The sequence below is a fragment of the Flavobacterium sp. WC2430 genome (assembly GCF_040822075.1).
In the GTDB taxonomy this organism is placed as follows: Bacteria; Bacteroidota; Bacteroidia; order Flavobacteriales; family Flavobacteriaceae; genus Flavobacterium.
Genome location: NZ_CP162007.1, coordinates 2,543,742 through 2,567,075 on the forward strand (window position 1 = coordinate 2,543,742; position 23,334 = coordinate 2,567,075).

17 protein-coding genes are annotated in these 23,334 nt (G+C 32.7%); 11 read left to right on the top strand and 6 right to left on the bottom strand.

The window, feature by feature from the left end:
* Positions 1 to 13 precede the first annotated feature (13 nt).
* The 9 genes from AB3G36_RS11140 (at position 14) to AB3G36_RS11180 (ending at position 16,592) form a co-directional block, all read left to right on the top strand.
* On the top strand, positions 14 to 2,758 hold the full coding sequence (locus AB3G36_RS11140; protein ID WP_367752730.1) for a LuxR C-terminal-related transcriptional regulator: 2,745 nt from the start codon (positions 14 to 16) through the stop codon (positions 2,756 to 2,758).
* A gap of 241 nt (positions 2,759 to 2,999) precedes the next feature.
* Positions 3,000 to 5,987, top strand: a complete 2,988-nt coding sequence (locus AB3G36_RS11145; RefSeq protein WP_367752732.1) for a SusC/RagA family TonB-linked outer membrane protein — start codon at positions 3,000 to 3,002, stop codon at positions 5,985 to 5,987.
* 4 nt (positions 5,988 to 5,991) lie between these two features.
* Positions 5,992 to 7,446: a RagB/SusD family nutrient uptake outer membrane protein gene (locus AB3G36_RS11150; RefSeq protein ID WP_367752734.1), complete on the top strand. Its 1,455-nt coding sequence runs from the start codon at positions 5,992 to 5,994 to the stop codon at positions 7,444 to 7,446.
* A gap of 18 nt (positions 7,447 to 7,464) precedes the next feature.
* Positions 7,465 to 8,442: a LamG-like jellyroll fold domain-containing protein gene (locus AB3G36_RS11155; protein WP_367752736.1), complete on the top strand. Its 978-nt coding sequence runs from the start codon at positions 7,465 to 7,467 to the stop codon at positions 8,440 to 8,442.
* Between the two features lie 66 nt (positions 8,443 to 8,508).
* Positions 8,509 to 9,897, top strand: coding sequence for a glucoamylase family protein (locus AB3G36_RS11160; RefSeq protein ID WP_367752738.1), 1,389 nt, complete (start codon positions 8,509 to 8,511; stop codon positions 9,895 to 9,897).
* Between the two features lie 3 nt (positions 9,898 to 9,900).
* Complete coding sequence (locus AB3G36_RS11165) at positions 9,901 to 10,605, top strand: prolyl oligopeptidase family serine peptidase (protein ID WP_367752740.1); 705 nt, start codon at positions 9,901 to 9,903, stop codon at positions 10,603 to 10,605.
* Between the two features lie 3 nt (positions 10,606 to 10,608).
* Positions 10,609 to 12,906 (top strand): beta-glucosidase BglX, encoded by a 2,298-nt coding sequence (gene bglX, locus AB3G36_RS11170; RefSeq protein WP_367752743.1) that lies wholly within the window; start codon positions 10,609 to 10,611, stop codon positions 12,904 to 12,906.
* 134 nt (positions 12,907 to 13,040) lie between these two features.
* The gene (locus AB3G36_RS11175) at positions 13,041 to 15,137 is read left to right on the top strand and encodes a glycoside hydrolase family 97 protein (RefSeq protein ID WP_367752745.1); all 2,097 of its coding nucleotides are present in this window, start codon (positions 13,041 to 13,043) and stop codon (positions 15,135 to 15,137) included.
* A gap of 75 nt (positions 15,138 to 15,212) precedes the next feature.
* Positions 15,213 to 16,592, top strand: coding sequence for a M28 family peptidase (locus AB3G36_RS11180; protein WP_367752747.1), 1,380 nt, complete (start codon positions 15,213 to 15,215; stop codon positions 16,590 to 16,592).
* A gap of 64 nt (positions 16,593 to 16,656) precedes the next feature.
* Here the strand turns inward: AB3G36_RS11180 and AB3G36_RS11185 are convergent, their stop codons facing one another.
* The 5 genes from AB3G36_RS11185 to AB3G36_RS11205 form a co-directional block, all read right to left on the bottom strand.
* On the bottom strand, positions 16,657 to 17,745 hold the full coding sequence (locus AB3G36_RS11185; RefSeq protein WP_367752749.1) for an AI-2E family transporter: 1,089 nt from the start codon (positions 17,743 to 17,745) through the stop codon (positions 16,657 to 16,659).
* Between the two features lie 86 nt (positions 17,746 to 17,831).
* Positions 17,832 to 18,932 (bottom strand): PAS domain S-box protein, encoded by a 1,101-nt coding sequence (locus tag AB3G36_RS11190; protein ID WP_367752751.1) that lies wholly within the window; start codon positions 18,930 to 18,932, stop codon positions 17,832 to 17,834.
* Positions 18,933 to 19,158: 226 nt separating this feature from the next.
* A complete protein-coding gene (locus tag AB3G36_RS11195; protein WP_367752753.1) occupies positions 19,159 to 20,004 on the bottom strand; it encodes a hypothetical protein in 846 nt (281 codons plus the stop codon).
* A 17-nt stretch (positions 20,005 to 20,021) separates the two neighbouring features.
* Positions 20,022 to 20,840 (bottom strand): 3-deoxy-8-phosphooctulonate synthase, encoded by an 819-nt coding sequence (kdsA, locus tag AB3G36_RS11200; protein ID WP_367752755.1) that lies wholly within the window; start codon positions 20,838 to 20,840, stop codon positions 20,022 to 20,024.
* A gap of 182 nt (positions 20,841 to 21,022) precedes the next feature.
* Positions 21,023 to 21,481 carry a 2-dehydro-3-deoxyphosphooctonate aldolase gene (locus AB3G36_RS11205; protein WP_367752757.1) on the bottom strand — a complete coding sequence of 153 codons (459 nt, stop codon included), beginning with the start codon at positions 21,479 to 21,481 and terminating at the stop codon, positions 21,023 to 21,025.
* A gap of 152 nt (positions 21,482 to 21,633) precedes the next feature.
* On the opposite strand from AB3G36_RS11205, the gene AB3G36_RS11210 reads away from it, so the two are divergent.
* Both AB3G36_RS11210 and AB3G36_RS11215 read left to right on the top strand, forming a co-directional pair.
* Positions 21,634 to 22,191, top strand: a complete 558-nt coding sequence (locus AB3G36_RS11210; protein WP_367752759.1) for a YeeE/YedE family protein — start codon at positions 21,634 to 21,636, stop codon at positions 22,189 to 22,191.
* Positions 22,192 to 22,194: 3 nt separating this feature from the next.
* Positions 22,195 to 22,608: a DUF6691 family protein gene (locus AB3G36_RS11215; RefSeq protein ID WP_367752761.1), complete on the top strand. Its 414-nt coding sequence runs from the start codon at positions 22,195 to 22,197 to the stop codon at positions 22,606 to 22,608.
* A gap of 33 nt (positions 22,609 to 22,641) precedes the next feature.
* Here the strand turns inward: AB3G36_RS11215 and AB3G36_RS11220 are convergent, their stop codons facing one another.
* Positions 22,642 to 23,328: a lysoplasmalogenase gene (locus AB3G36_RS11220; protein WP_367752763.1), complete on the bottom strand. Its 687-nt coding sequence runs from the start codon at positions 23,326 to 23,328 to the stop codon at positions 22,642 to 22,644.
* Positions 23,329 to 23,334: the final 6 nt, after the last annotated feature.

A 23,334-nucleotide genomic window follows, 5' to 3' on the forward strand; every position in this document is an offset into this window, starting at 1 on the left:
AAACTTCCCGAAATTGAAAGCCAAGACAATACCATTATTCTTTTTCTTTTTTCTATCTATTCAACTATACGCTCAGGATTTGCTCCCATTTGTAGAAAATTATAGCAAATCTAATTACCAAGGCGACAACCAAATTTGGAATGTAGCCCAAGGAACTGACGATGCCATGTATTTTGCTAATAATTACAACTTGTTGCGTTATGATGGGGTAAAATGGGAAAAATATTCTTTGCCAAACAAAACAATTATTCGATCTATAATGGTAGATGGAGACCGAATATATTCAGGTTCTTATAAAGAATTTGGATATTGGTTTCGTAAAGGCGGGAAGATGCAATATGTTTCACTATCGAAAGGGAACAAAGTATTTGATGACAAGAATAATGAAGAAATTTGGAAGATAATTAAATTTAAAGGACAAATTTATTTTCAGTCATTTAATAGTCTTTTCCTTTTTGACGGAAAAGCAATCAAGCAAATAAAATTTCCTTTTTTAGCTTCTTATTGCTTTGTTGTAGACAATCAACTATTGATAGCATCAGTAGAGAAAGGGATTTATAAAATGAATCAAGGGATTATTCAAAAAGTGAATGAATGGTCCATTTTAGAAAATAATGTAATCCATGCCATTCAAAAACAGGACGGTAAGACCTATTTTTTTACTAAAAAAAATGGAGTTTATGTATTAGAAAATAATACTCTTATTCCATGGAAAAATGCATTAAACACGATGCTGAAATCAGCAAATATAAATGTGGCTGAATTCATTAAAAACAATAAATTAGTAATTGGTACCGCAAGTAAAGGAGTTTTTATTTTTGATTTAAATGATGGTTCTTATACAAACATAAATAGAAATAATGTATTGATGAATAATTCTATTTTGAGTATTGGCCACGATAAAGAAGATGATCTTTGGTTAGGCTTGGATAATGGAATTGCACATATCGAAGTCAACTCACCTGTATCTATTTTTTATGACAGCTCCGGTATTCTAGGATCGGTTTATTCTGTTGCCAGTATTCCAAAAGGGTATTTAATGGCTTCCAATCACGGGGTATACAAATATGTAGACAAACAGTTATCGCTAATTCCCAATTCAGAAGGTCAAGCATGGAATATTAGTAAAATCAATAATAAATTCCTTATTGGTCATAATGAGGGAACTTTTATTTATGAAAATGATTCCTTTTATAAATTGAGTTCTATAAATGGAGGTTGGAATATGACCAAGAGTAGCATCAATAATTCTTTTATTCAAGCTACTTATAGCGGTGTGGTAATTTACAATGATGTTAACGATTTAAGTAAACATATTGTAGTGAAGGGAGTATTGAAACCAATTAAATATGTTGCGCAGAATAGAAAAAATGAAATATGGGCCGCTGATAATAACAGAGGTCTTTATCGAATAGTCTATAATGATGCATATGAAACACTAAGTGTAGATAATGTAACACAACTGAGTAAGATAACGAATGATTTTGGGGTTAAAATAGTGGAATTCCGTAATGAAATTCTTTTTTTAATACATCATACTTGGTATACGTACAATTCAATTACTAATCAATTAGAAGAAAACGAATTATTTAATGTGAATTTTAAAAACGTTTCTGATATAGTGACTATTGATGAAAATCATTTTATAGTGTTGAAGGATGGACTTTTGTTTCACATTTTTGCTAATAAAAATAAGTTTATTTGGAATATAGTTCAAGAAAAATATTACAAAGGTAAAATCATTAATGACAATTTGAATGTGTTCAAGAGTAATGATAATTATCTATTAAATTTAGATGATGGTTTTATAAAATTACAACTAAAATACAATAATAAACCGATCCCAAAAATCAAGGTAGAAGCATTTAATGTAGATCAATTAGTAGTCAATAAATCAAAGATTGATTATAACTCAGAATTAAAACTGCATGTAATTTCAGGTATATATGGAGCAAATAAGCCTAGTCTATTTTATAAAATTAATGATTCAAAAGAATTTTTAGGTGTAAAAGAAGGAACGATCGTTCTTAATAATTTGGATAGTGGTGATTATGCAGTTTCTGTTTATAATCATGACGGTTTAAATTATAATAAAGTGGCTGAGTTTAATTATGAAGTAGCTAAGCCATGGTATTATTCTTTTTGGATGATTCTATTCTACCTTATTGTAATTAGTGTCATTTTATATGTGTATTACAGATGGAATAAAATTAGATACATTCAAAAATTGGCTTTAAGAGAAGAAGAGTTAAAGCATCAAAAGAAAATTCTTGAAATGGAATTGAAAGCGGAGAATGAGCTAAACAGTCAAGAGTATGAAAAACACATTCTAGAATTAGAATTGCAATCTAAATCATCAGAAGTTGCTGGAAAATCACTTTCGATAGCTAAGCAAAGTGAGATGATTGAAAAAATTCAAGGGATTTTAAATACGGAAACCGATATTAATAAATTAACGAGTGAGATTAAAAAGGCGATAAAAATTAACGCAGTTAATAAACATGAATGGGAAACTTTTGAAACTAATCTTAATCAGATTCATAATGAGTTTATAATAAATCTTTCTAAAAAGTTTCCAATTCTGACACCTAAAGATATCAAGCTTTGCATTTACTTAAAAATGAACCTTTCTTCAAAAGAGATTGCTCCCATGATGAATATTTCATATAGAGGGGTTGAATTACACCGTTACCGTCTTAGAAAGAAATTGAACCTTGTTCAGGATGAAAATCTATCCAAATTTTTATTAATGATATAAAAACAACTCTATTTTTAAAGATAGTTTATTATTTACATTATTTTTTTACGGAATTACAACTCATCATTACTACATCATAACGATGTAGTCGATTACTCATTTTCCTTTACAGCCTCTTTATAGCGTTGATTTTTCAGCTATTTTCATTCTTCTGATGTGGCTATGTAGTAATTCCTTTATAGTTACTATAACGTTGTAATTATCTAATTTGGCTCCACTAACTTTAACAAATTATTAATACATGAGAAATTTTATTTTGAGCTTTATAGCACTCATCCTACTTCCAGCTTATATGTCTGGTCAAGTAATTAAGGGAAAAGTATTAGATAAAAATGGAATTGGAATACCAGGAGCAATTGTGGTATCTTCTATTTCAAATGCTGATACTGATTTTGACGGAAATTTTAATATCAATGCCAAAGTAGGCGAGACATTAAAAGTAACCATGTTGGGTTTTGAAGCTGTTTCTATAACCGCAACAGCTGCCCCAATGACTATAACACTGTTGGATTCCAAAGACACTGCACTGAAAGAGGTAGTAGTAATTGGGTACGGAACTAGAAAAAGATCCGATAATACTTCGGCTACTACTTCAATAAAGGCAGAAGAAATTTCGAAAACTAAAGTATTGAATGCATCACAAGCTATTCAAGGTAAAGCAGCAGGGGTGCAAGTTATTGCTTCTGATTTGCCTGGTTCAACTCCAACGGTTGTGATTAGAGGTTTAGGAACTGCTTTAGGAGGAAGATCTCCTTTGTATGTTGTTGATGGAATGCCGGTAGAAAACATAAATAATATCAATACAAATGATATTACTTCTTACGATATTTTGAAAGATGCATCTGCATTAGCAATTTATGGTAATAGAGCAGCAAATGGGGTAATTCTAATTACAACAAAAAAAGGGAGTGGAGAGAAAGCAACTGTTGAATTTGAATCTTATGCCGGTTTTAGAAATGCATTAAAGAATGTAAAAATGGCGGGTAGCAACAAGTATTCTTATTATTCTAATGTAGCTTTGGGAAATACTACTTTCTCACAAGACCAACCAACTAATACGGATTGGTACAAAGCAATTACTAGAACAGGATCATACACACAAAATAATGTTTCAGTTTCAGGTTCATCTGAAAATGTAAAATACTTTTTTAGCTTGGGTCACTATGATGAAAAAGGAATTTTGGATGGATTGGATTATAATAGGTTGACTTTAAGAAGTAACAATGATTTCAAAATTTCTAAAAGAATCAATTTATCTCAAAATTTCAGTGTAGGATTTACGCATTCAACTCCAAAACCGTTATCAGCATTTACAAATGCGTATAAGCAATCACCAATCGTTCCCGTGTATTTTCCTTCTGGACAATATGGTGTACCATTTGTTGGTTCAAACGGCTTTGCTTCTACAAGCGGATCTGCGTTTAATAATGTAGGTAATCCAGTTGCTCAATTAAACTTTTTTGATGAACAACAAAAAAGTATCACTATGCAAGGTGGTTTAAAACTGGATGTAGAGTTACTTAAAGGATTGAAATTTACTTCTCAGTTTAATGCGGAATATTATACTTGGAAAAATTACAATTATGAAGACACTCAAAAAATTTGGTTGGCTGCTGATCCAACACGAGTATCAAGTACGTATTCTTCTACGGCAAATATTAATTTATTGACTAAAGAAAATGAAGATTATTTCAATTGGAATTTATCAAATTATTTAGTGTATAATAAAGTAATTGGAGAACATGATATCGAATTAATGGCTGGTGTGGAGCAATCATCAAAAGGCGCAAGAGAACACATAAAAATCTCAAGAAAAAATGTGAATGCAAATGAAAACTATTGGTCTTTATCCGGAGTTGATTATGCAGCTAACGTAACTAGTTTGACTGATGTTGTGAATAATGAAAGAAGTTTGTCTTCTTATTTTGGTCGTTTCCAATATAAATTGATGGATAAATATTTAATAACAGGTACAATAAGAAGAGATGGTTCTTCACAATTTGCCAAAGATTATCGTTGGGGAACTTTCCCATCTGTAGGATTAGGTTGGATTATATCTAAAGAAAGTTTTTTAGCTGATGTTAAAGGAATTGACATGTTAAAATTACGTGGAGGTTGGGGTAAATTAGGAAACCAAAATGTTCCATTGAATAATCAATCTTTTGCTTCTGGTTTAGACAGTTATTTAGGAGGTTCTATTTTATATCCAGGTGTAAGTGTTGATTCTCAAGTTGACCCTAGTTTATCTTGGGAAATTACGGAGGAAAAAACAATAGGTTTAGATTTTGAGTTTATGGACCGCAGATTAAAAGGAGCCATTGATTTATATGATAAAAAAACTAACAATGTAATTTTAGATACTAAACCTTATTTAACAGCAGGTGTAGGTTCTACCTCTCCAGCACATGTAGGTGCGGTTTCAAACAAAGGGTATGAATTATCATTACGTTGGGATGACAAAATAAATGATAATGTATCGTATTGGATTGGTGGTAACTTCTCAAATAATAAAAATGAGTTGACTAGTTTAAGTAATCCTAATTTACCTGATAAAATTGGTGGAGGTTTAGGAAATGGACAATGGACAAAATTATTGAATAATTCTTCAATAGGACAACCATTAGGTAGTTTCTTCTTGTATGAATATGCTGGTTATGATGCTAATGGACAAATGCAATATTTAAAAGCCGATGGTTCAATTGTTAGCCAAGGATTATTAAGTATTGAAGACAGAAAATACGTTGGTTCAATATTACCAAAATCGACCTACGGAATTTCATTGGGTGTAAATTATAAAAACTTTGATTTCTCAGTTGATGGATACGGAACTAATGGAAGTAAAGTATACAATGGTAAAAAAGCACAACGTTTTTCTGGTGAAAACATTGAAAATGTTTTGGCAACAGATTTCTTTACTGTTAATAATACTGCAGCTGTAAATCCAGCTCCTTTCAATCAAGTACCAGTAGCTTCTACTTACTATATGGAATCAGGTGATTTCTTCAGAGTAAATAATATTACTTTAGGATACAAACTACCTATAAAAAGTGAGTTTATTAATTCAGCCAGAATTTACTGCAATGCAATTAATCCTTTTATCACTCAAAAATTCTCAGGATTTTCACCTGAATTGAATGGTGATGGAGATCCTTACGGTTCGCAAGGCGTTGAACTAGATGCTTATCCTGTTTTGAGATCTTTTGTAATAGGTGCTAATTTAAAATTTTAATAAAATGAAAAAGATATATATATCAGCATTTGTCCTTTCGGCATTAATTTTCTCTGGATGTACTAATGATTTTTTAGATACAAAGCAAACAGAAACCATATCAACTACAGATTTAGCCTTGTTTAATAATGATGCTGGAGCTCAAGGTTTTGTCACGGCTATTTACAGTAAATTCACAGATTGGAACATGAGTTCTTTCTCATGGATAGGGCTATCAAGTATCACATCTGATGATGCGGACAAAGGTTCTTCTCCAGGAGATACAGGATCAGATAAAGATTTAATGGATGCATTAACTTACAACTCATCAAGTGGTTCAGTTGAAGAAGTGTTTACAGCTAATTATCAAGGTATTAATAAATGCAACCAAGCTTTATCCTTTCTTCCTCAATTAGACCAAGCCAATGCTAATTTGAGAGCTCGATTAATGGGTGAAGCCAAGTTTTTAAGAGCATTTATGTACTTTACTTTAGTAAAAACATACGGAGGTGTTCCAATTGTGGATCATTTACCAAATCCTTCTTCAGAGGAAGATAGAGTAATGCAGTTAACTCGTCGTAGTACAACAGAAGTTTATGCTTTTATTGTGAGTGATTTAACGGATGCTATTGCTGTTTTGCCTGCAAAAGGGACCTATAGTGCTTCTGAAAAAGGAAGAGCTTCTATAGGGGCTGCTTATGCTTTGTTATCTAAAGTGTATTTGTATCAAAAAGAATGGCAAAAAGCTTTGGAAAATGCAAATTTAGTTGTGGGATATAGCTTGGCAACAGATTATGCTTCACAATATAAAATCACAGGAGAAAATGATTCGGAATCTATTTTTGAAATTCAAGGAACTGGTTCGACTCCAGCCAAAGGAATTCAAGGATATTCTGCTACCCAAGGCGCTCGTGGTGCTGGTGGATGGGGTTGGGGATTCAACACGCCTTCAATGAGTTTAGTGAATGCTTATGAAGTAGGTGATGTTAGAAAAAATGCAACAATCATTTTTGCAGGAACCACTTTGTATGATGGTAGAGTAGTGCCACTAACCGTTGAAAATCCAAGATACAATTACAAAGCGTATTCTTCGGCTTATACTGATGCTTGGGATTCTGATGTAAATATTAAATACTTAAGATATGCCGAAGTTTTATTAATAAAGGCAGAGGCTATGAATGAATTGGGGCAAACGGCGACTGCAATTCCAATTTTAAACCAAATTAGAAATAGAGCAGGTTTAGCTAATACTACTGCCGTTTCTCAAGCAGATGTTAGAACTGCTATTTGGAAAGAAAGAAGAGTTGAGTTGGCTTTTGAACATGATAGATTCTATGATCTTGTAAGAACTGGTCAAGCACCAGCTGCATTTGCTATTGATGGGAAAACATTTACTGTAGGTAAAAATGAACTTTTCCCAATGCCTCAAAAATTTATTAGTGAAGCAAATGGTTTATCGACTCAAAATCCTGGGTACTAATTTTTTAAAATTGTAATTATGAAAAAAAATAAATTTATATATTTTCTTGCCTCAATTGTTGCAGCTCCATTTTTTGTAAGCTGTGCTGGAGATAGCTTAGATACAGTTAATAGCCCAATTGCCTATGAAGCAATTGGTGGCTATGATAACTCAGATGATATTGCTGCAAGTAACTTACTTGTCAAATTAAGTTTTGATGATAATTTAACTGATAGTAAAAACAATATTACTGGATTAGTTGGTAAAAACGTTGGGTACACTCAAGGAATAAAAGGGAATGCCTATAATGGTTCAAGCTCTGAAGAGCGTTATGCAATTGGAAATGCTACAACTGCAATTACATCTTTAAACAATTATACAATTTCATTTTGGATGAATACGGCTAATACTGTTGATCCTGGAACTCCAGGTCAAGGTAAAGGGGCACAAGGTATTTTTTCTATTGTAAGACCACTTGAATTTTGGGGTGGAATTAATGTTTTTATGGAAAATCCTGATGGCGCTTTCCCAAACAGAATCAGATTAAAATTAGGTGTTGAGAATGGAAGAGCTGGAGTTGCTTGGAGAGGGCAAGGCGCTATCATGAATTTAGACAATAGTTTGAACCAATGGGTCCATGTTGTATTTAGTTATAATGCTACAAATAGTACAATTTCGGCCTATGTAAACGGTGAATTAGCTACTAATTTATCTGGTTTTGCTTATGCGCCTTCGGCTGGTGTTGCAGGTGTTGCTACATGGTATGCTGATAATCCAGGAAGTTTGGATAACATGAATAATGCTCCTAAATACGGAAATTTTGAAATGGCAGGTACCGATGGTAAAGTTGTTTTTGGAACACACCAATTTGAAACTACGCCTGCACTTAATAATGGTTCACAACAAGATTGGGCTACTAGTTATGCAGGATTAATGGATGAATTCAGAATTTATAATGTTTCCCTTTCTAATAATGATGTGAAAGCATTGTACTTGTTAGAAAAAGACAATAGATAAAAAATCAGATGAACCTCTAGTTTAAAAAACTAGAGGTTTAATTATTAATCCTATTATTTTATTACGATGAAGATTTCATTATGTTTAGTAGCCCTGATTAGTCTTTTTAATTCTTGCTCGTCTTCTAGCCCAGATACAAAAGGTGGTACTGGAACTCCATTACCTACTACTCCTACAGCACCAATAACTGCTTTAACAGATACGGAAGTTTTAGACCAAGTTCAAAAAGATGCCATAAAGTATTTTTGGGATTATGCTGAACCCAACTCAAAATTAGGAAGAGAACGATATCATACAGACAATCCTAGTTTCGAAGCAAACAAAGTCACAACTGGAGGTTCTGGTTTTGGGTTAATGTCATTGATTGTTGGAGTTGATAGAGGTTTTATTCCAAGAGTTGAAGCCGTAACTAGAATGACTACCGCAATGGATTTTCTTGATAAAGCGGATCGTTTTCATGGAGCTTGGGCACATTGGATGGATGGAACAACAGGGCATGCCATCTCATTTGGTACTAAAGATGATGGTGGTGATATCGTTGAAACAGCTTTCCTGTGTCAAGGATTGATTGCTGTAAGAGAATATTTTAAAAACGGAAATACCCAAGAAATGGCATTATCGGCCAAAGCTGATAATTTATGGAAAGGGGTAGAATGGAGTTGGTATACTAATGGAGAAAACGCCATGTATTGGCATTGGTCTCCTACCTATCAATGGGAAATGAAATTCAAATTAGAAGGGTATAACGAATGTTTGATTGCTTATATTCTCGGAGCAGCTTCACCTACTCATCCAATTCCTGCCGCGGCATATCATGATGGATGGGCAAGAAGCGGAACTATTGTAACTGGAAAAACACAATATGGAATTCCTTTAATCTTTAAATACAATACGGTTTCTGGAAATGCAGGTCCTTTGTTTTGGGCACAATATTCTTACTTAGGATTAGATCCTTCTCAATTATCGGATCAATATGCAAACTATTGGGATTTGACTCAAAATCAAGCTAAAATTATTTATACTCATTGTGTTACTAATCCAAAAGGATGGAAAGGGTATTCAGACAAATGCTGGGGGCTTACCGCTAGTTATTCTCGAAATGCTGACGGAACAACCGGCTATTCAGCTCATGACACCGATAATGATTTAGGAGTGATAACACCAACAGCAGCGCTTTCATCATTTCCTTATACTCCAACAGAATCCATGAAGTTTCTACATTATTTATATGATGAGAAAAAATCAGATTACGTAGGAATTGCAGGACCTTATGATGCATTTTCACCGAATTACAACTGGGTTACACCACGTTATTTAGCGATTGATCAAGGGACGATTGCTCCCATGATTGAAAATTATCGTTCGGGTTTAATTTGGAAATTATTTATGAATGCTCCAGAAGTAAAACCCGGCTTAGAAAAATTAGGATTTCATTCGACTAAATATAATTTTTAAAGAATGATGAAGCATAAAATTGTATTAATTGCCCTTTTATTTTCTTTTCTAACGTATGCCCAAAAAGATATAAATGGAATACTAAAAACCGAAATCGTGCAAAAACACGAAATGGGTTACGCCTTACATATTCCAGTGAATACAAAAGAGAAAAAACCATTAATCATTTTTCTTCATGGTTCAGGTGAAAAAGGGAATGACATTGAAAAAGTAAAAATTCATGGGCCTTTTAAATATTTAAAAACAGATGATTTAGACGCCTATGTTTTAGCTCCGCAATGTCCTGAAAATGAAGAATGGGACAATGAGGTATTGTATCGATTGATTTTAAAAATTGAAAAAGAAAACAATATTGATCCAAACCGAATATACCTTACGGGATTAAGTTTAGGTGGTTGGGGAACTTATAATCTCGCGTTTGCACATCCTAATCTATTTGCTGCTCTAGTTCCAATTTCGGGTTTTGTCGATTTAATTCAATTAGAACAGGCTTGCACGATTGCAACTATTCCCACTCATATTTTTCACGGTTTAATGGATGATGTTGTAAATCTAGATTATGCAATTGCAATTTATAAAGAACTAAAAAAATGCAATGGAAATGTAGAGCTAACCATTTTTGATGATTCAGGACATGATAGTTGGTCTCGAGTATATGACAACAAAGAAATTTATGATTGGATGTTCCAACAAATAAAAAAACAATAAGAAATGAATAACAAATTTATCATAGTGTTTTTGTGTTTTTCAGTCTTTGGTTTCAGCCAAAAAAAGGGAAATAAAAAAGCAGAAATTATTAAACCAAAAGCAGAGTTTGTTGCCGAATTAATGGCAAAGATGACTTTGGATGAAAAAATAGGGCAATTAAATTTACCCACTTCAGGTGATATTACTACTGGTGCGGCCAATAGTTCCAATGTTGCTAAAAATATTGAAGATGGTAAAGTAGGCGGTTTATTTAATATAAAATCGGTTCAAAAAATTAAAGAAGTTCAAAAGATTGCTGTTGAAAAAAGCCGACTAAAAATTCCATTACTTTTTGGAATGGACGTTATTCATGGATATGAAACTACTTTTCCTATTCCACTTGGATTGTCTTGTACTTGGGACATGAAGTTGATTGAAAGAAGTGCTCAAATTGCAGCACAAGAAGCCAGCGCCGATGGGATTAACTGGACTTTTTCACCAATGGTTGATATTTCACGTGATCCACGTTGGGGAAGAGTTTCTGAAGGTTCTGGTGAAGACCCATTTTTAGGAAGTGCTATTGCAAAAGCAATGGTGCAGGGATACCAAGGAAATAATTTAGCAAACAACAATACAATTTTGTCATGTGTAAAACATTTTGCTTTATACGGAGCTCCAGAAGCGGGTCGTGATTACAATACGGTCGATATGAGCCGAATCAAAATGTACAATGATTATTTTCCTCCTTACAAAGCGGCGATTGATGCTGGTGTAGGTTCTGTAATGGCTTCTTTCAACGAGATTGATGGAATTCCAGCTACAGGGAATAAATGGTTGATGACAGATGTGTTGAGAAAACAATGGGGCTTTAAAGGTTTTGTAGTTACTGATTTTACAGGAATTCCAGAAATGATTCAGCATGGTATGGGTGATTTACAAACCGTATCAGCACTAGCACTAAATGCTGGAATTGAAATGGACATGGTAGGAGAAGGTTTCCTAACTACTTTGAAAAAATCATTAGACGAAAAGAAAGTGAGTCTAGCACAAATTGACAATGCCGTTAAATTGATTCTTGATGCAAAATATGATTTAGGTTTGTTCCAAGATCCATATAAATATTGTGATGTAAATAGAGCAAAAACAGAAATTTTTACCAAAGATCACAGAGCCGAAGCTAGAAATACAGCGGCACAATCCTTGGTTTTACTTAAAAATCAAAATCAATTACTTCCCTTAAAAAAGACTGGGACTATTGCTGTGATTGGCCCTTTGGCTGATGCCAAAGAAAATATGGCAGGAACTTGGAGTGTAGCTACCAATATGGATAAATCTATTTCTCTTTTGGCAGGAATTAAGGAAGTAATAGGAAATGCGAATGTGCTGTATGCCAAAGGAAGTGATCTAGATTATGATGCTGTTTTTGAAGAAAACGCAACCATGTTTGGTAAAACCTTACACCGTGACAATAGAACAAGTGCGGAGTTATTAGCGGAAGCTTTAAAAATTGCTAGTCAATCAGATGTGATTGTTGCGGCTCTAGGAGAATCTGCTGAAATGAGTGGAGAAAGCAGTAGCCGTACTAAACTGGAAATTCCGCAAGCTCAAAAAGATCTTTTGCAAGAATTACTTAAAACTGGAAAACCAGTTGTTCTAGTATTGTTTACAGGACGTCCATTGGTTTTAGTTCAAGAAAACGAAACTGTTCCAGCTATTTTAAATACTTGGTTTGCAGGTAGCGAAGCAGGAACTGCTATAGCCGATGTTTTATTTGGTGCTGTAAATCCTTCAGGTAAATTATCAGCAACATTTCCTAGAAGTGTAGGACAAGTGCCTATTTATTACAATCAAAAAAATACAGGAAGACCATTGGGTAATAAAGAAGGAAAGTTTGAAAAATTCAGATCAAATTATATTGATGAAAGAAACGAACCTTTATTTCCGTTTGGTTTTGGGTTGAGTTATACCACATTTAAATATTCAAATTTAAAAATCTCATCGGAGAAAATGAACGTCAATGATACGGTAAAAGTTAGTGTTGATGTAACCAATTCAGGAAATTATGATGGAAAAGAAGTCGTTCAATTGTACATTAGAGATTTAGTGGGTTCAGTTACCAGACCCATAAAAGAGTTAAAAGGATTTCAAAAAATATTCCTTAAAAAAGGAGAAACACAAACAGTGACTTTTGAAATATCAGAAGAAACATTAAAATTTTATAATTCTGATTTACTATTTGCTGCTGAGCCAGGTGCTTTTGAAGTTTTTGTAGGAACAAATTCAGACACCGAATATAAAGTTGGTTTAGAGTTGAATAAATAGTTTGGTTTTTATTTTAACTTGGTTTGCCCTTCAGTTTAAGTACTGGAGGGTTTTTTTATATAAAATTGTATGCTAATAACTGTTACTTATAAGGTAAGAATTTGCTATTTTAGCATTTCTAAAAACGTTACTAAATGAAATACCATTTCTCTTTTTTCCTTCTGTTTGCGATGAGCTTGCTTCATGCACAAAGTATTCAATCTCCTTCCAATAAAATAACTTTAAATTTTAAACTTGCTGGAAATGGACAACCTGCTTACTCCGTTAATTATAAAGATAAGACAGTTATTCTTGAAAGTGTTCTTGGAATAAAATTAAAAGAAAAACCAGCTTTAGACGCTAATTTTGAAATTACAACATCTACAAAAGCAACATTCAATGAGACTTGGCAGCCCGTTTTAGGAGAACAAGCCAATATCGTTAATCATTACAATGAACTTACGGTAGCACTTACTCAAAAAGAAACCAATGTGAGAATGAATATCATTTTTAGGGTTTTTGATGAAGGAGTCGCTTTTAGATATGATTTTCCAAGACAAAAAGAATTGAATTATTTCATTATTTCTGATGAAGAAACACAGTTTAATTTAACTGACGACAATAAAGTTTTTTGGATTCCTGGCGATTTTGACAGTAATGAATACGAATATAATGAAACCAAATTATCTGAAATTGATAATACCAAAATCAATATGAACAATGGTATTGGTGTAAAATCAATTCCAGGGAAATATATGGTTCAAACGCCATTGATGATGAAATCTCCGGCAGGATTATATCTCAATATTTTTGAAGCAGCAGTAGTGAATTATCCTGTGATGCATTTAAATGTGGATGTAAGCAATTATAAATTAACATCTCAATTAGTTCCTAATGCGATTGGAGATAAAGCCTATTTACAAACGCCATGCGTATCGCCTTGGAGAACGATTATGGTGAGTGACGATGCAAGAGATATTGTGAGTTCCAAAATGATTTTAAACTTAAACGAGCCTTCAAAAATTGAAGATACTTCATGGATCAAACCAATGAAATATGTTGGAATTTGGTGGGAAATGCATGTAGGAAAATCAACTTGGGATTATGCAGGTTCTCAAAATGCAACCAATTTTGCAGATGCACCTAAAGCATCTGGAAAACACGGAGCAACTACTGAAAATACAAAAAGATATATCGATTTTGCTGCCAAAAATGGTTTTGATGGTGTTCTAGTAGAAGGTTGGAATGTAGGTTGGGAAGATTGGAATGGAAACTGGAAAGAGGAAGTTTTTGATTTCACAACGCCTTATCCTGATTTTGATATAGCTGCTATTTCGGCTTACGCCAAATCAAAAAACGTGAAAATGATCATGCACAATGAAACTTCAGGTTCAGTTGCTAATTTTGAACGTCATTTAGATCGTAATTTTGAGAACATGGTGAAATACGGTTATCCAGCGACCAAAACGGGTTATGTGGGTAAAATTATTCCTCGCGGAGAATTTCACGACGGACAAACCATGGTGAATCATTTTAATTATGTTGCACGACGTGCTGCCGATTTTAAATTAATGGTCAATTCACATGAATCATCACATCCTACAGGTTATGGTAGAACCTATCCTAATTATGTGGCAGCCGAAGCCGCTCGTGGAACGGAGTTCAATGCGTGGAGTATTGGAAATCCTCCAATGCATGAAACAATTTTACCATTTACAAGACTTCTAGGAGGACCAATGGATTATACTCCAGGAATTTTTGAAATAAAAATGAGTTATTATGACAAAAATAAAACGGAACAAGTGCATACAACATTAGCAAAACAATTGGCTTTGTATGTGACTATGTATTCTCCAATTCAAATGGCAGCCGATTTGCCAGAGAATTATGAAAAATATCCCGATGCATTTCAGTTCATCAAAGATGTCGCTGTAGATTGGGACGAAAGTAAATACATTGAAGCAGAACCGGGTGATTATTTAACGGTAGTAAGAAAAGCAAAAGGGAAAGAATCATGGTTTGTAGGTGCAATTACTGATGAAAACGCTAGAAAATCAACAATTAAACTTGATTTCTTGACTCCAAAACAAAAATACAAAGCAACAATCTACGAAGACGCAAAAGATGCCGATTGGAAAAAAAATCCAATTGCTTACAAAATAAAAACAATGGTAGTTACGAGTAAATCTACTATCAATTTGAACTTGGCTCCAGGTGGAGGAACTGCTATTAGTTTTGAACCAATAAAATAATAAAAAAACCTGCAACATTATATAATAATCAGGATTTTAAAATTCGGAACCTATTTGAAATTAACTTAACTATTTATGAAAAAAACAACTTTATTAGCGCTATTATTAATTGGAAGTTCGGCTCTATATGCTCAAAAAACGGATGAACAAGTTCTAAAAGAAATTTACAAATCAGCATTAACAAATTCTAAATGTTATTCTTGGTTGGATCATTTGTCTAACTCAATTGGTTCCCGTTTATCAGGATCTGCAAATGCAGAGAAAGCAGTTTTGTATACTAAAAGGGAAATGGAAAAAATGGGTTTTGACAAAGTCTATTTGCAAGAAGTAATGGTTCCTAAATGGGTAAGAGGCGAAAAAGAAACCGCTTATATTTTAGATAATAAAACAAAAACTACGGTGCCTATTTGTGCTTTGGGTGGTTCTATAGCTACTGCTTCAAATGGACTAACTGCAGAAGTGATTGAAGTACATTCTTTGGAAGAATTAAAAACATTGGGAACAGAAAAAATAAAGGGCAAAATTGTATTTTTCAACAGACCGATGGATAACGAACAAATCGAATCGTTTCATGCGTATTCTGGTGCTGTAGATCAAAGGTACGCGGGAGCTAAAGAGGCTTCAAATTTTGGTGCTGTTGGGACCATCGTACGCTCCATGAATTTGAGATTAGATGATTTTCCACATACAGGAGCTCAGAGTTATGGTGACATTCCAAAAGCGCAATACATTCCAACCGCTGCAATAAGTACAAATGGAGCTGAATTATTAAGCAAAACACTGAAGAATAACCCAAAACTACAATTTCACTTTAAACAATCTTGTAAGCAGTATGATGATGTTTTGTCGTATAATGTAGTAGGAGAAATTACAGGTACGGAGCATCCAGAAAACATTATGGTTGTTGGAGGTCATTTAGATTCTTGGGATTTAGCTGACGGTTCACATGATGATGGAGCAGGAGTAGTGCAAAGTATGGAAGTGATGAATATTTTTAAAAATCTAGGATATAAACCAAAAAATACAATGCGTGTTGTTCTTTTCATGAATGAAGAAAATGGTTTACGAGGAGGAAATAAATATGAAGAATTAGCTCAAAAAAACAAAGAAAACCACATATTTGCTTTAGAAAGTGATTCAGGTGGGTTTAGTCCAAGAGGTTTTTCATTAGAATGTGATGCCGTAAATTTTAAAAAAATCGCCAGTTTCACTACTTTATTCGAACCATACTTAATTCATAGTTTTGTAGAAGGACATAGTGGATCTGACATTGGTCCATTAACTTCTAAAAAAATAGTAAAAGCAGGTTTAAAACCAGACTCACAACGTTATTTTGATTACCATCATGCAGCAAATGATAAATTTGATGCAGTTGATAAAAGAGAATTAGAACTGGGAGCAGCAACAATGGCTTCTTTGATTTATTTAGTAGATCAAAATGGAATTGTAGAATAGTTTTAAGTTATAATACTAAATGCCACAAGTTGATTCTTGTGGTTTTTTTATGTTTTAAAATAAATTAAGTTTTTTCTTTTTTGTGAATGCCATCACCTAATAAAAGAGAGAGAGTTTTTAGGCTCTCAGTACGTTCAGCAATTAGTTTTATGATACTGATGAACGGAATAAACAAAATCATTCCAGCAGCGCCCCATAAAATACCACCAGCTGTAATCATTATAATGATAACAAGTGTATTTATTTTTAAACGGCTGCCTACGGCAAAAGGGAATATTACATAGGCTTCCAAAATTTGAACTATCGAAAAAACAAGAATAACACCTAATGGATACCAAATAGAGTTAAAGGTAATCCATGATATCGCTATTGGTAATAGTGACGAAATCATTATGCCGATATAGGGAATAAAAGTAAGGATGGAGGCTATGAAACCAAACACGAAAGGGTGAGGGATTCCAATAATTGCAAGCCCAATACTGTTTAAAAACCCAACGATGAGATAAACTAATGCCATTCCTTTTATAAAATTATAGTAAGTACTGATGGTTTCAACTAGGACTTCATGAACAGTTTCTTTTTTGTCAGATGGAAAAATTTGATATAATACTTCAGCTAACATGCTACGATGATATAGAATAAGGGCTGAAAAAACGGGTATTATTAAAAGAAAAAAAGCATATCCTGATAAGGAATAAAAAATAGTTTTGAATGCTGAAAAAGTTTCTGATCCAGAATTATTTATTGCGTTTTTAAAAAAAGAAGTCTGTTCTTTTGCAGTGATGCCAAAATGTTCAGTGGTGTAAACACTAACTTGACTTAAAGCTTCTAGTAACTTTATTTTAAACGGCTCCCATTCGGTTAAAAATTCACTTATTTGTAAAAAAAGCAGGTATAAAATGCCACTGCTTATAAAGAGTACCATAAAAATCGCGATCAGGATAGCAATCGTTTGACTCATTCCCTTTTGTTCCATCCATTTACAAACGGGATAAAGAATGAAACTAATCAATAATGAAAAACTAAGAGGAATGAAAAGTGTTTTACCAAAATAAAGAATAACACAAACGAGTACAACGGATTGTAATATCTTGGTTGTAGAAAATTTCCAACGGATAGATTCTGTATTTAGTATTTTAGAAATTGGTATCATAAAAACACTTGAATTTTAAAGTTAGAGTTTCTTTTTTTACACAATTCCGTTTTTATAATTACTAAGAATAGTACAATATACTGCTATTAATCAGGAAAAGTTATAATAAATTTGGCTCCTTCATCTATTTTACTTTCTAAAGCGATATGACCACCTAGACTTGTTATATGGTTGTAAACTAAATATAATCCAATACCATTACTGTCAAGATTTGTGTGAAATTTTTGGTGCAAGCCAAAAATCTTATCTTTTACTTTATCCATGTCAAAACCTATTCCATTATCTGTAATAATCAATTGTTTTACTCCATTATCTAAATTAGAAGAGATAGTAATAACTGGTGATTTATCTCTTTTACCATATTTTATAGAGTTGGTAATTAAGTTTAAAAAAATGCTTTTTAAATAGGCCTTATTAAAATTAACTGCTTCAAAATTTGAAAAATCAATATTTATTATTGTCAATGAATTTTGAATTAATGAATTAATGGAAAGCAGTACTTCTTGTAAAGAGTCGTTTAAATTTATTTTTTCAATTTTGGCAATGAGATCATTTTTTTTGTCCAAAATTTTAACATAATCATTTAAGGTATTTTTTAACCCTTCGGATGTTGTTTTTAGTATTGAAATTAATTCAAGTGTTTCGGAATCTGTTATTTGTGAAGTATCCAAAAGTTCAAAAACGGAAAGTAAATTATTTACAGGTGATCTTAAATCATGCGCAGAGGTATAAGTAAGCTGTTTGTAATCTTCATTGATTTTTGTTAGTTCTGCAATATGGATGTTTCGTTCATGTTCAATTTCTTTTTTGTAAGTTATGTTTTTTGCTATTGCATAAACTAATTGATCATGGTCTATAGGTAAAGACGTCCATAACAACCAAACGATTGTCCCATTTTTAGTTAAATACCTGTTTTCGAAATTGAATAATGGAATTTTCTTTTTTAGCTCATTTCGAGCTGATTCAGTACTGTTTTTGTCATCAGTGTATACAAAATCATTAATAGGCCTTGACATTAATTCTTCTTCAGTATATCCTAGTAATTTAGAAACGGCAGGGTTTATCCTCTTAAAAAAACCATCATAACCAGCAACACATAATAAATCAGGAGACGTATCGAAAAAAATCTCAAAATTTTTGAATGTTTCTGGGTCATGATTTACCGCTTTTCCTTCAGCTCGTATCATTTTGTTTAATTTTTTATTTTACAGAATTTTATAAATTAAAACTAAAACCATCTTTTAATATTACTAAAGTAACAATTATAAATTAAATAGCACCCAATTTATGAGCCAAAACTATTATAAAATAAGGGTTTTTGCTTATTTTAGAGTATAAATACCTATAGATTTAAAATAAAAAAGGAGATTGTTAGAATTAACAATCTCCTTTTTTTAAGCTAAACAACTTTAATTATATTTTAAAAATCCCTCCAAAAGCAATTAGTCTTTGAAAAAAGAAAAAGTCTTGTGAAGCACGATCTTCGGCACTTTGTGTTGTACGAATATCTTGCATATTTATATAACCACCTTTTAATTCTCCCTGAACATAAAAATGTTTGAAAAAAGTGACATTTAAACCTGCTTTCAATGAAGTTCCATACCCTGAAACATGAAAATCATCGTGGCGTTCTTTACCTAATAGTGTTGTATTCGTTTTGGGATATAATAAACCTACACCAACACCTTCAGTTAAATTTACTTGGATTTTATCAGTATTCCCTATTTTAAATAATGATGAAATATCATCATGTCTTGAAAATTCAGTGTTCACATAATTCAAACCATCTGTATGTTCATACATCAAGAATTTTTCAGTCATTACTGTTGGAGTATTGTTGTACGTCCCATCAAACTCTGATCCAGTTGCGATTGTTCCAGTCACATTTACGGTTTGATCTTGTGTCATAACATACTTCATGTGGTCCACACCAAGAGCAATGCTATAATGGTCATTAATGAAATACCCCATTCTGAAATTTGTTTGAGGAATAGTCATTCTTGCAGGATTAATATAATCCACATGCCATCCTTTTGGTTTGTCATGTGCAGTCATGTTATCCAAAGTAAAATTGTAATCTTTACCACGAAAATTCACATCCGATGTGGTGTAGCTCTCTCTATTTCCTCCCCATGACACAAAGAATTTTCCTTTGTTGTGAGCAGTATATTTATCTTGTATTTTAATTTCTTCTTGAGCGTTTGCTATATTACAAATGCATAAAGCTAAGAATGCTGTATATAAAAATATCTTTTTCAATGCGTGTATTATAAAAATTAAAATTTATTAACCGTTTGTCTAATAGCGACTAACTTGGTCATTAAAGCTTCAAAATAATCTAAATGTAACATGTTAGCACCATCACTTTTTGCATTTGCTGGATCAAAATGAGTTTCAATAAAAATACCATCTACACCTACAGCAATTCCTGCTTTGGCAATTGTTTCAATCATGTCTGGTCTTCCACCAGTTACACCAGCAGTTTGATTGGGTTGTTGTAAAGAATGTGTTACATCTAGTACTGTTGAAGCATAATGTTGCATAGTAGGAATTCCTCTAAAATCAACAATCATGTCTTGGTAGCCAAACATAGTTCCACGATCTGTAACCATTACGTTCTCATTGTTGCAATCCAATACTTTTTGTACTGCATGTTTCATGCTTTCTGGACTCATGAATTGTCCTTTTTTCAAGTTGACTACTTTACCAGTATTGGCAGCAGCCACAACTAAATCCGTCTGACGTACTAAAAAAGCTGGGATTTGTAAAATATCTACATACTGAGCTGCCATTGCCGCATCCTCATTTGTATGAATATCAGTCACAGTTGGAACTCCAAAAGTTTCCGAAACTTTTCTTAATATTTTCAATGCTTTTTCATCACCAATTCCTGAAAAACTATCAATTCTAGAGCGATTTGCTTTCTTAAAAGATCCTTTAAAAACATAAGGAATTTGTAATTTATCAGTGATACCAATCAGTTTTTCAGCAATTCTCATCGCCATTTCTTCGCCTTCAATGGCACAAGGACCAGCTAATAAAAAGAAATTTCCGCTGTCAGTATGTTTAATTTGTGGGATATGTTGTATGTTCATTTGAGTATGATTTTTTAAAGTGCAAAGGTAGTTATGATTTACGATTTAGTCTTTACTTATTAACATTTTTTATAGAGAATAATAGTATGTTTTGGAGCTATTTCCTGCTATACGCTTGTATCTTCTTGTTTTTAAAGGAAAAACAAGAAGGATACCGCTTCTATCAGGGCTAGGGGAGTTGTTTATTGATTATTTTTCTTCAATCCAAAGCCAACTGGAACTTTCAAAATTCCTTTTTCATAAATGTTCATATACAATAGAATAGGTTTTTTTAAACCATCCCATTTTACTTCATATACATCAAGAAATCCTGCACCCATTTCGCTTCTTTTTGTTGGAAACGGACAACAACTTTCTAATTTACTAAAGCTTATTTTTTCCCCTTTTGGTCCAGTCAAGGCATTTAAAAATCGCTCTTGATTAATTGTTTCATTTCGTGTGCTGTAATAAAATACATTGATCGGATAATCTTTATCATATCCGTATTTTTTGTCTTTACTATACTCGGTAATTACAAAAGTATTATCAGAGGTTAATTTTGGAATTGGGGCAGTATCATCAACGTTTTTCAAAGTTGACTTAGTACTTACACATGAAATGGCAAATGATACTAATGCAAAATAAAGCAGGACTTTTTTCATGATTGTGATGAAATTAGATTCTTTTAAATTTATTGTAGTACAAATATACTGAGAACTATATAGGGGATTACTACTACAATAAATATTTGTGATGAAATTCTTAGAATTGTAAATATTAGAATCCTTACTTTTGCATCAAAATAGAATTAATTATGGGTATCTTTTTTCAAACTTGGCCTTGGTATATATCTGGTTTTTTAATTGGATTGATCATGCTATGTTTAACTTATTTTGGTAAATCGTTCGGAATGTCATCTAATCTTCGGTCAATGTGTACGATATTAGGGGCAGGGAAGCGTACTGCTTTTTTTGACTTTGACTGGAAATCACAGCGATGGAATTTAGTTGTAGTTTTAGGTGCTATGTTAGGTGGTTTTGTAGCAGTAAATTTCATGAGTGATCCATCAAATGTTTCAATTAACCCAAAGACTATTGAGCAATTAGCTCAACTAGGAATTGATGCTCCAAATGGGAAGTTAGTTCCTGATTCACTCTTTGGCCCTCAAGTTTTTCAATCACCCAAAAGTATCCTGATTCTTCTTATTGGTGGTCTACTTATTGGTTTTGGTACTAGATATGCCGGTGGATGTACCTCTGGGCATGCTATTTCGGGATTGAGTAATTTGCAAATTCCTTCTTTAAAAGCAGTTATTGGTTTTTTTGTTGGTGGTTTGATTATGGCTTATTTTTTATTCCCATTAATTTTTTAGAAAATGAAAGTATTAAAATATTTATTAGTTGGTTTTGTATTCGGAATTGTATTAACAAAGTCGGAAGCCGTTTCTTGGTACCGAATTTATGAAATGTTTCAGTTTCAATCTTTCCATATGTACGGAATCATTATGGTCGCAATTGGTACGGGTGTTATTGGGATCCAAATTATAAAAAGGAAAAGCATTAAAGACATAAAAGGGAGGCCAATTGAAATTGTAGATAAAGAACCGGGATCAATCCGCTACTGGGTTGGTGGTATTTTATTTGGATTGGGTTGGGCATTAGTTGGTGCTTGTCCAGGACCTATTTATATATTATTAGGAGCTGGTTTTTGGAGTATTCTTATTGTGCTTTTTGGCGCTTTATTTGGAACCTATTTGTATGGAGTTTTTAAAGATAAATTACCTCATTAACATTTATTATAATTGCATTATTGATAGCATTTTCTATAAAAAGGGAATGCTATTTTTTTTATTTAATTTTAAAATTCCCACTACAATCAAATATTGAGCAATTAGATAGGTTATCATAATGAAAAATGAACTCATTACAACAGGGGTATAAAACTTATTGAACGCCAAAATACTATCTGAAGTTACAAAAGCGATTGCACCAATCAAAATGTACCAGTTGCCTGGTTCTTCCCAGTTCAAAAAACCTTTAAAGGCAAATAAAAGCATGGTAGAAATAACTAGAGCATACATAAATACAGGTATTGTTAAATCACCTAGATTGGGTAGTAGAATAGAAATCATAATGATTAAGTACATTATAATTGTAGTAACTCCAATCCAGAATACCGCTTTGTTTTTTCTGTTTTTATATATTAATTGTTTATTAAATAGTAATATATAGATAATATGTGAGATTAAAAAAGCAATTAATCCTACTATGAAAAATAGTTCGTCACGATCTGCAAAAAGGAGAATGATGTCTCCAAACCATGAAAAAGTTAATGCTGCTAAAAGGTATTTTTTAGAAGAAAACGCTCCACTAAAATAAACTCCTAAAATAAGAAACGGAAGCAAAAGGGGTTTCATAAACCAAGCAATTGATTCTTGATCAACAAGGAAAAGGAGTAAATAAACAATACTTAAACCCAAATATCCAATTAATAATTTATTATTTTTCATGTTATG

What these genes read in the sequence shown, in the direction of transcription:
- AB3G36_RS11145 (WP_367752732.1), top strand. Translation starts at nt 3,000, where the DNA reads ATGAGAAATTTTATTTTGAGCTTTATAGCACTCATCCTACTTCCAGCT.
- AB3G36_RS11155 (WP_367752736.1), top strand. Translation starts at nt 7,465, where the DNA reads ATGAAAAAAAATAAATTTATATATTTTCTTGCCTCAATTGTTGCAGCT.
- AB3G36_RS11205 (WP_367752757.1), bottom strand. Translation starts at nt 21,481, where the DNA reads ATGAAAAAAGTCCTGCTTTATTTTGCATTAGTATCATTTGCCATTTCA.
- AB3G36_RS11210 (WP_367752759.1), top strand. Translation starts at nt 21,634, where the DNA reads ATGGGTATCTTTTTTCAAACTTGGCCTTGGTATATATCTGGTTTTTTA.
- AB3G36_RS11220 (WP_367752763.1), bottom strand. Translation starts at nt 23,328, where the DNA reads ATGAAAAATAATAAATTATTAATTGGATATTTGGGTTTAAGTATTGTT.
- AB3G36_RS11165 (WP_367752740.1), top strand. Translation starts at nt 9,901, where the DNA reads ATGATGAAGCATAAAATTGTATTAATTGCCCTTTTATTTTCTTTTCTA.
- bglX (WP_367752743.1), top strand. Translation starts at nt 10,609, where the DNA reads ATGAATAACAAATTTATCATAGTGTTTTTGTGTTTTTCAGTCTTTGGT.
- AB3G36_RS11215 (WP_367752761.1), top strand. Translation starts at nt 22,195, where the DNA reads ATGAAAGTATTAAAATATTTATTAGTTGGTTTTGTATTCGGAATTGTA.
- AB3G36_RS11150 (WP_367752734.1), top strand. Translation starts at nt 5,992, where the DNA reads ATGAAAAAGATATATATATCAGCATTTGTCCTTTCGGCATTAATTTTC.
- AB3G36_RS11190 (WP_367752751.1), bottom strand. Translation starts at nt 18,932, where the DNA reads ATGATACGAGCTGAAGGAAAAGCGGTAAATCATGACCCAGAAACATTC.
- kdsA (WP_367752755.1), bottom strand. Translation starts at nt 20,840, where the DNA reads ATGAACATACAACATATCCCACAAATTAAACATACTGACAGCGGAAAT.
- AB3G36_RS11175 (WP_367752745.1), top strand. Translation starts at nt 13,041, where the DNA reads ATGAAATACCATTTCTCTTTTTTCCTTCTGTTTGCGATGAGCTTGCTT.
- AB3G36_RS11185 (WP_367752749.1), bottom strand. Translation starts at nt 17,745, where the DNA reads ATGATACCAATTTCTAAAATACTAAATACAGAATCTATCCGTTGGAAA.
- AB3G36_RS11160 (WP_367752738.1), top strand. Translation starts at nt 8,509, where the DNA reads ATGAAGATTTCATTATGTTTAGTAGCCCTGATTAGTCTTTTTAATTCT.
- AB3G36_RS11180 (WP_367752747.1), top strand. Translation starts at nt 15,213, where the DNA reads ATGAAAAAAACAACTTTATTAGCGCTATTATTAATTGGAAGTTCGGCT.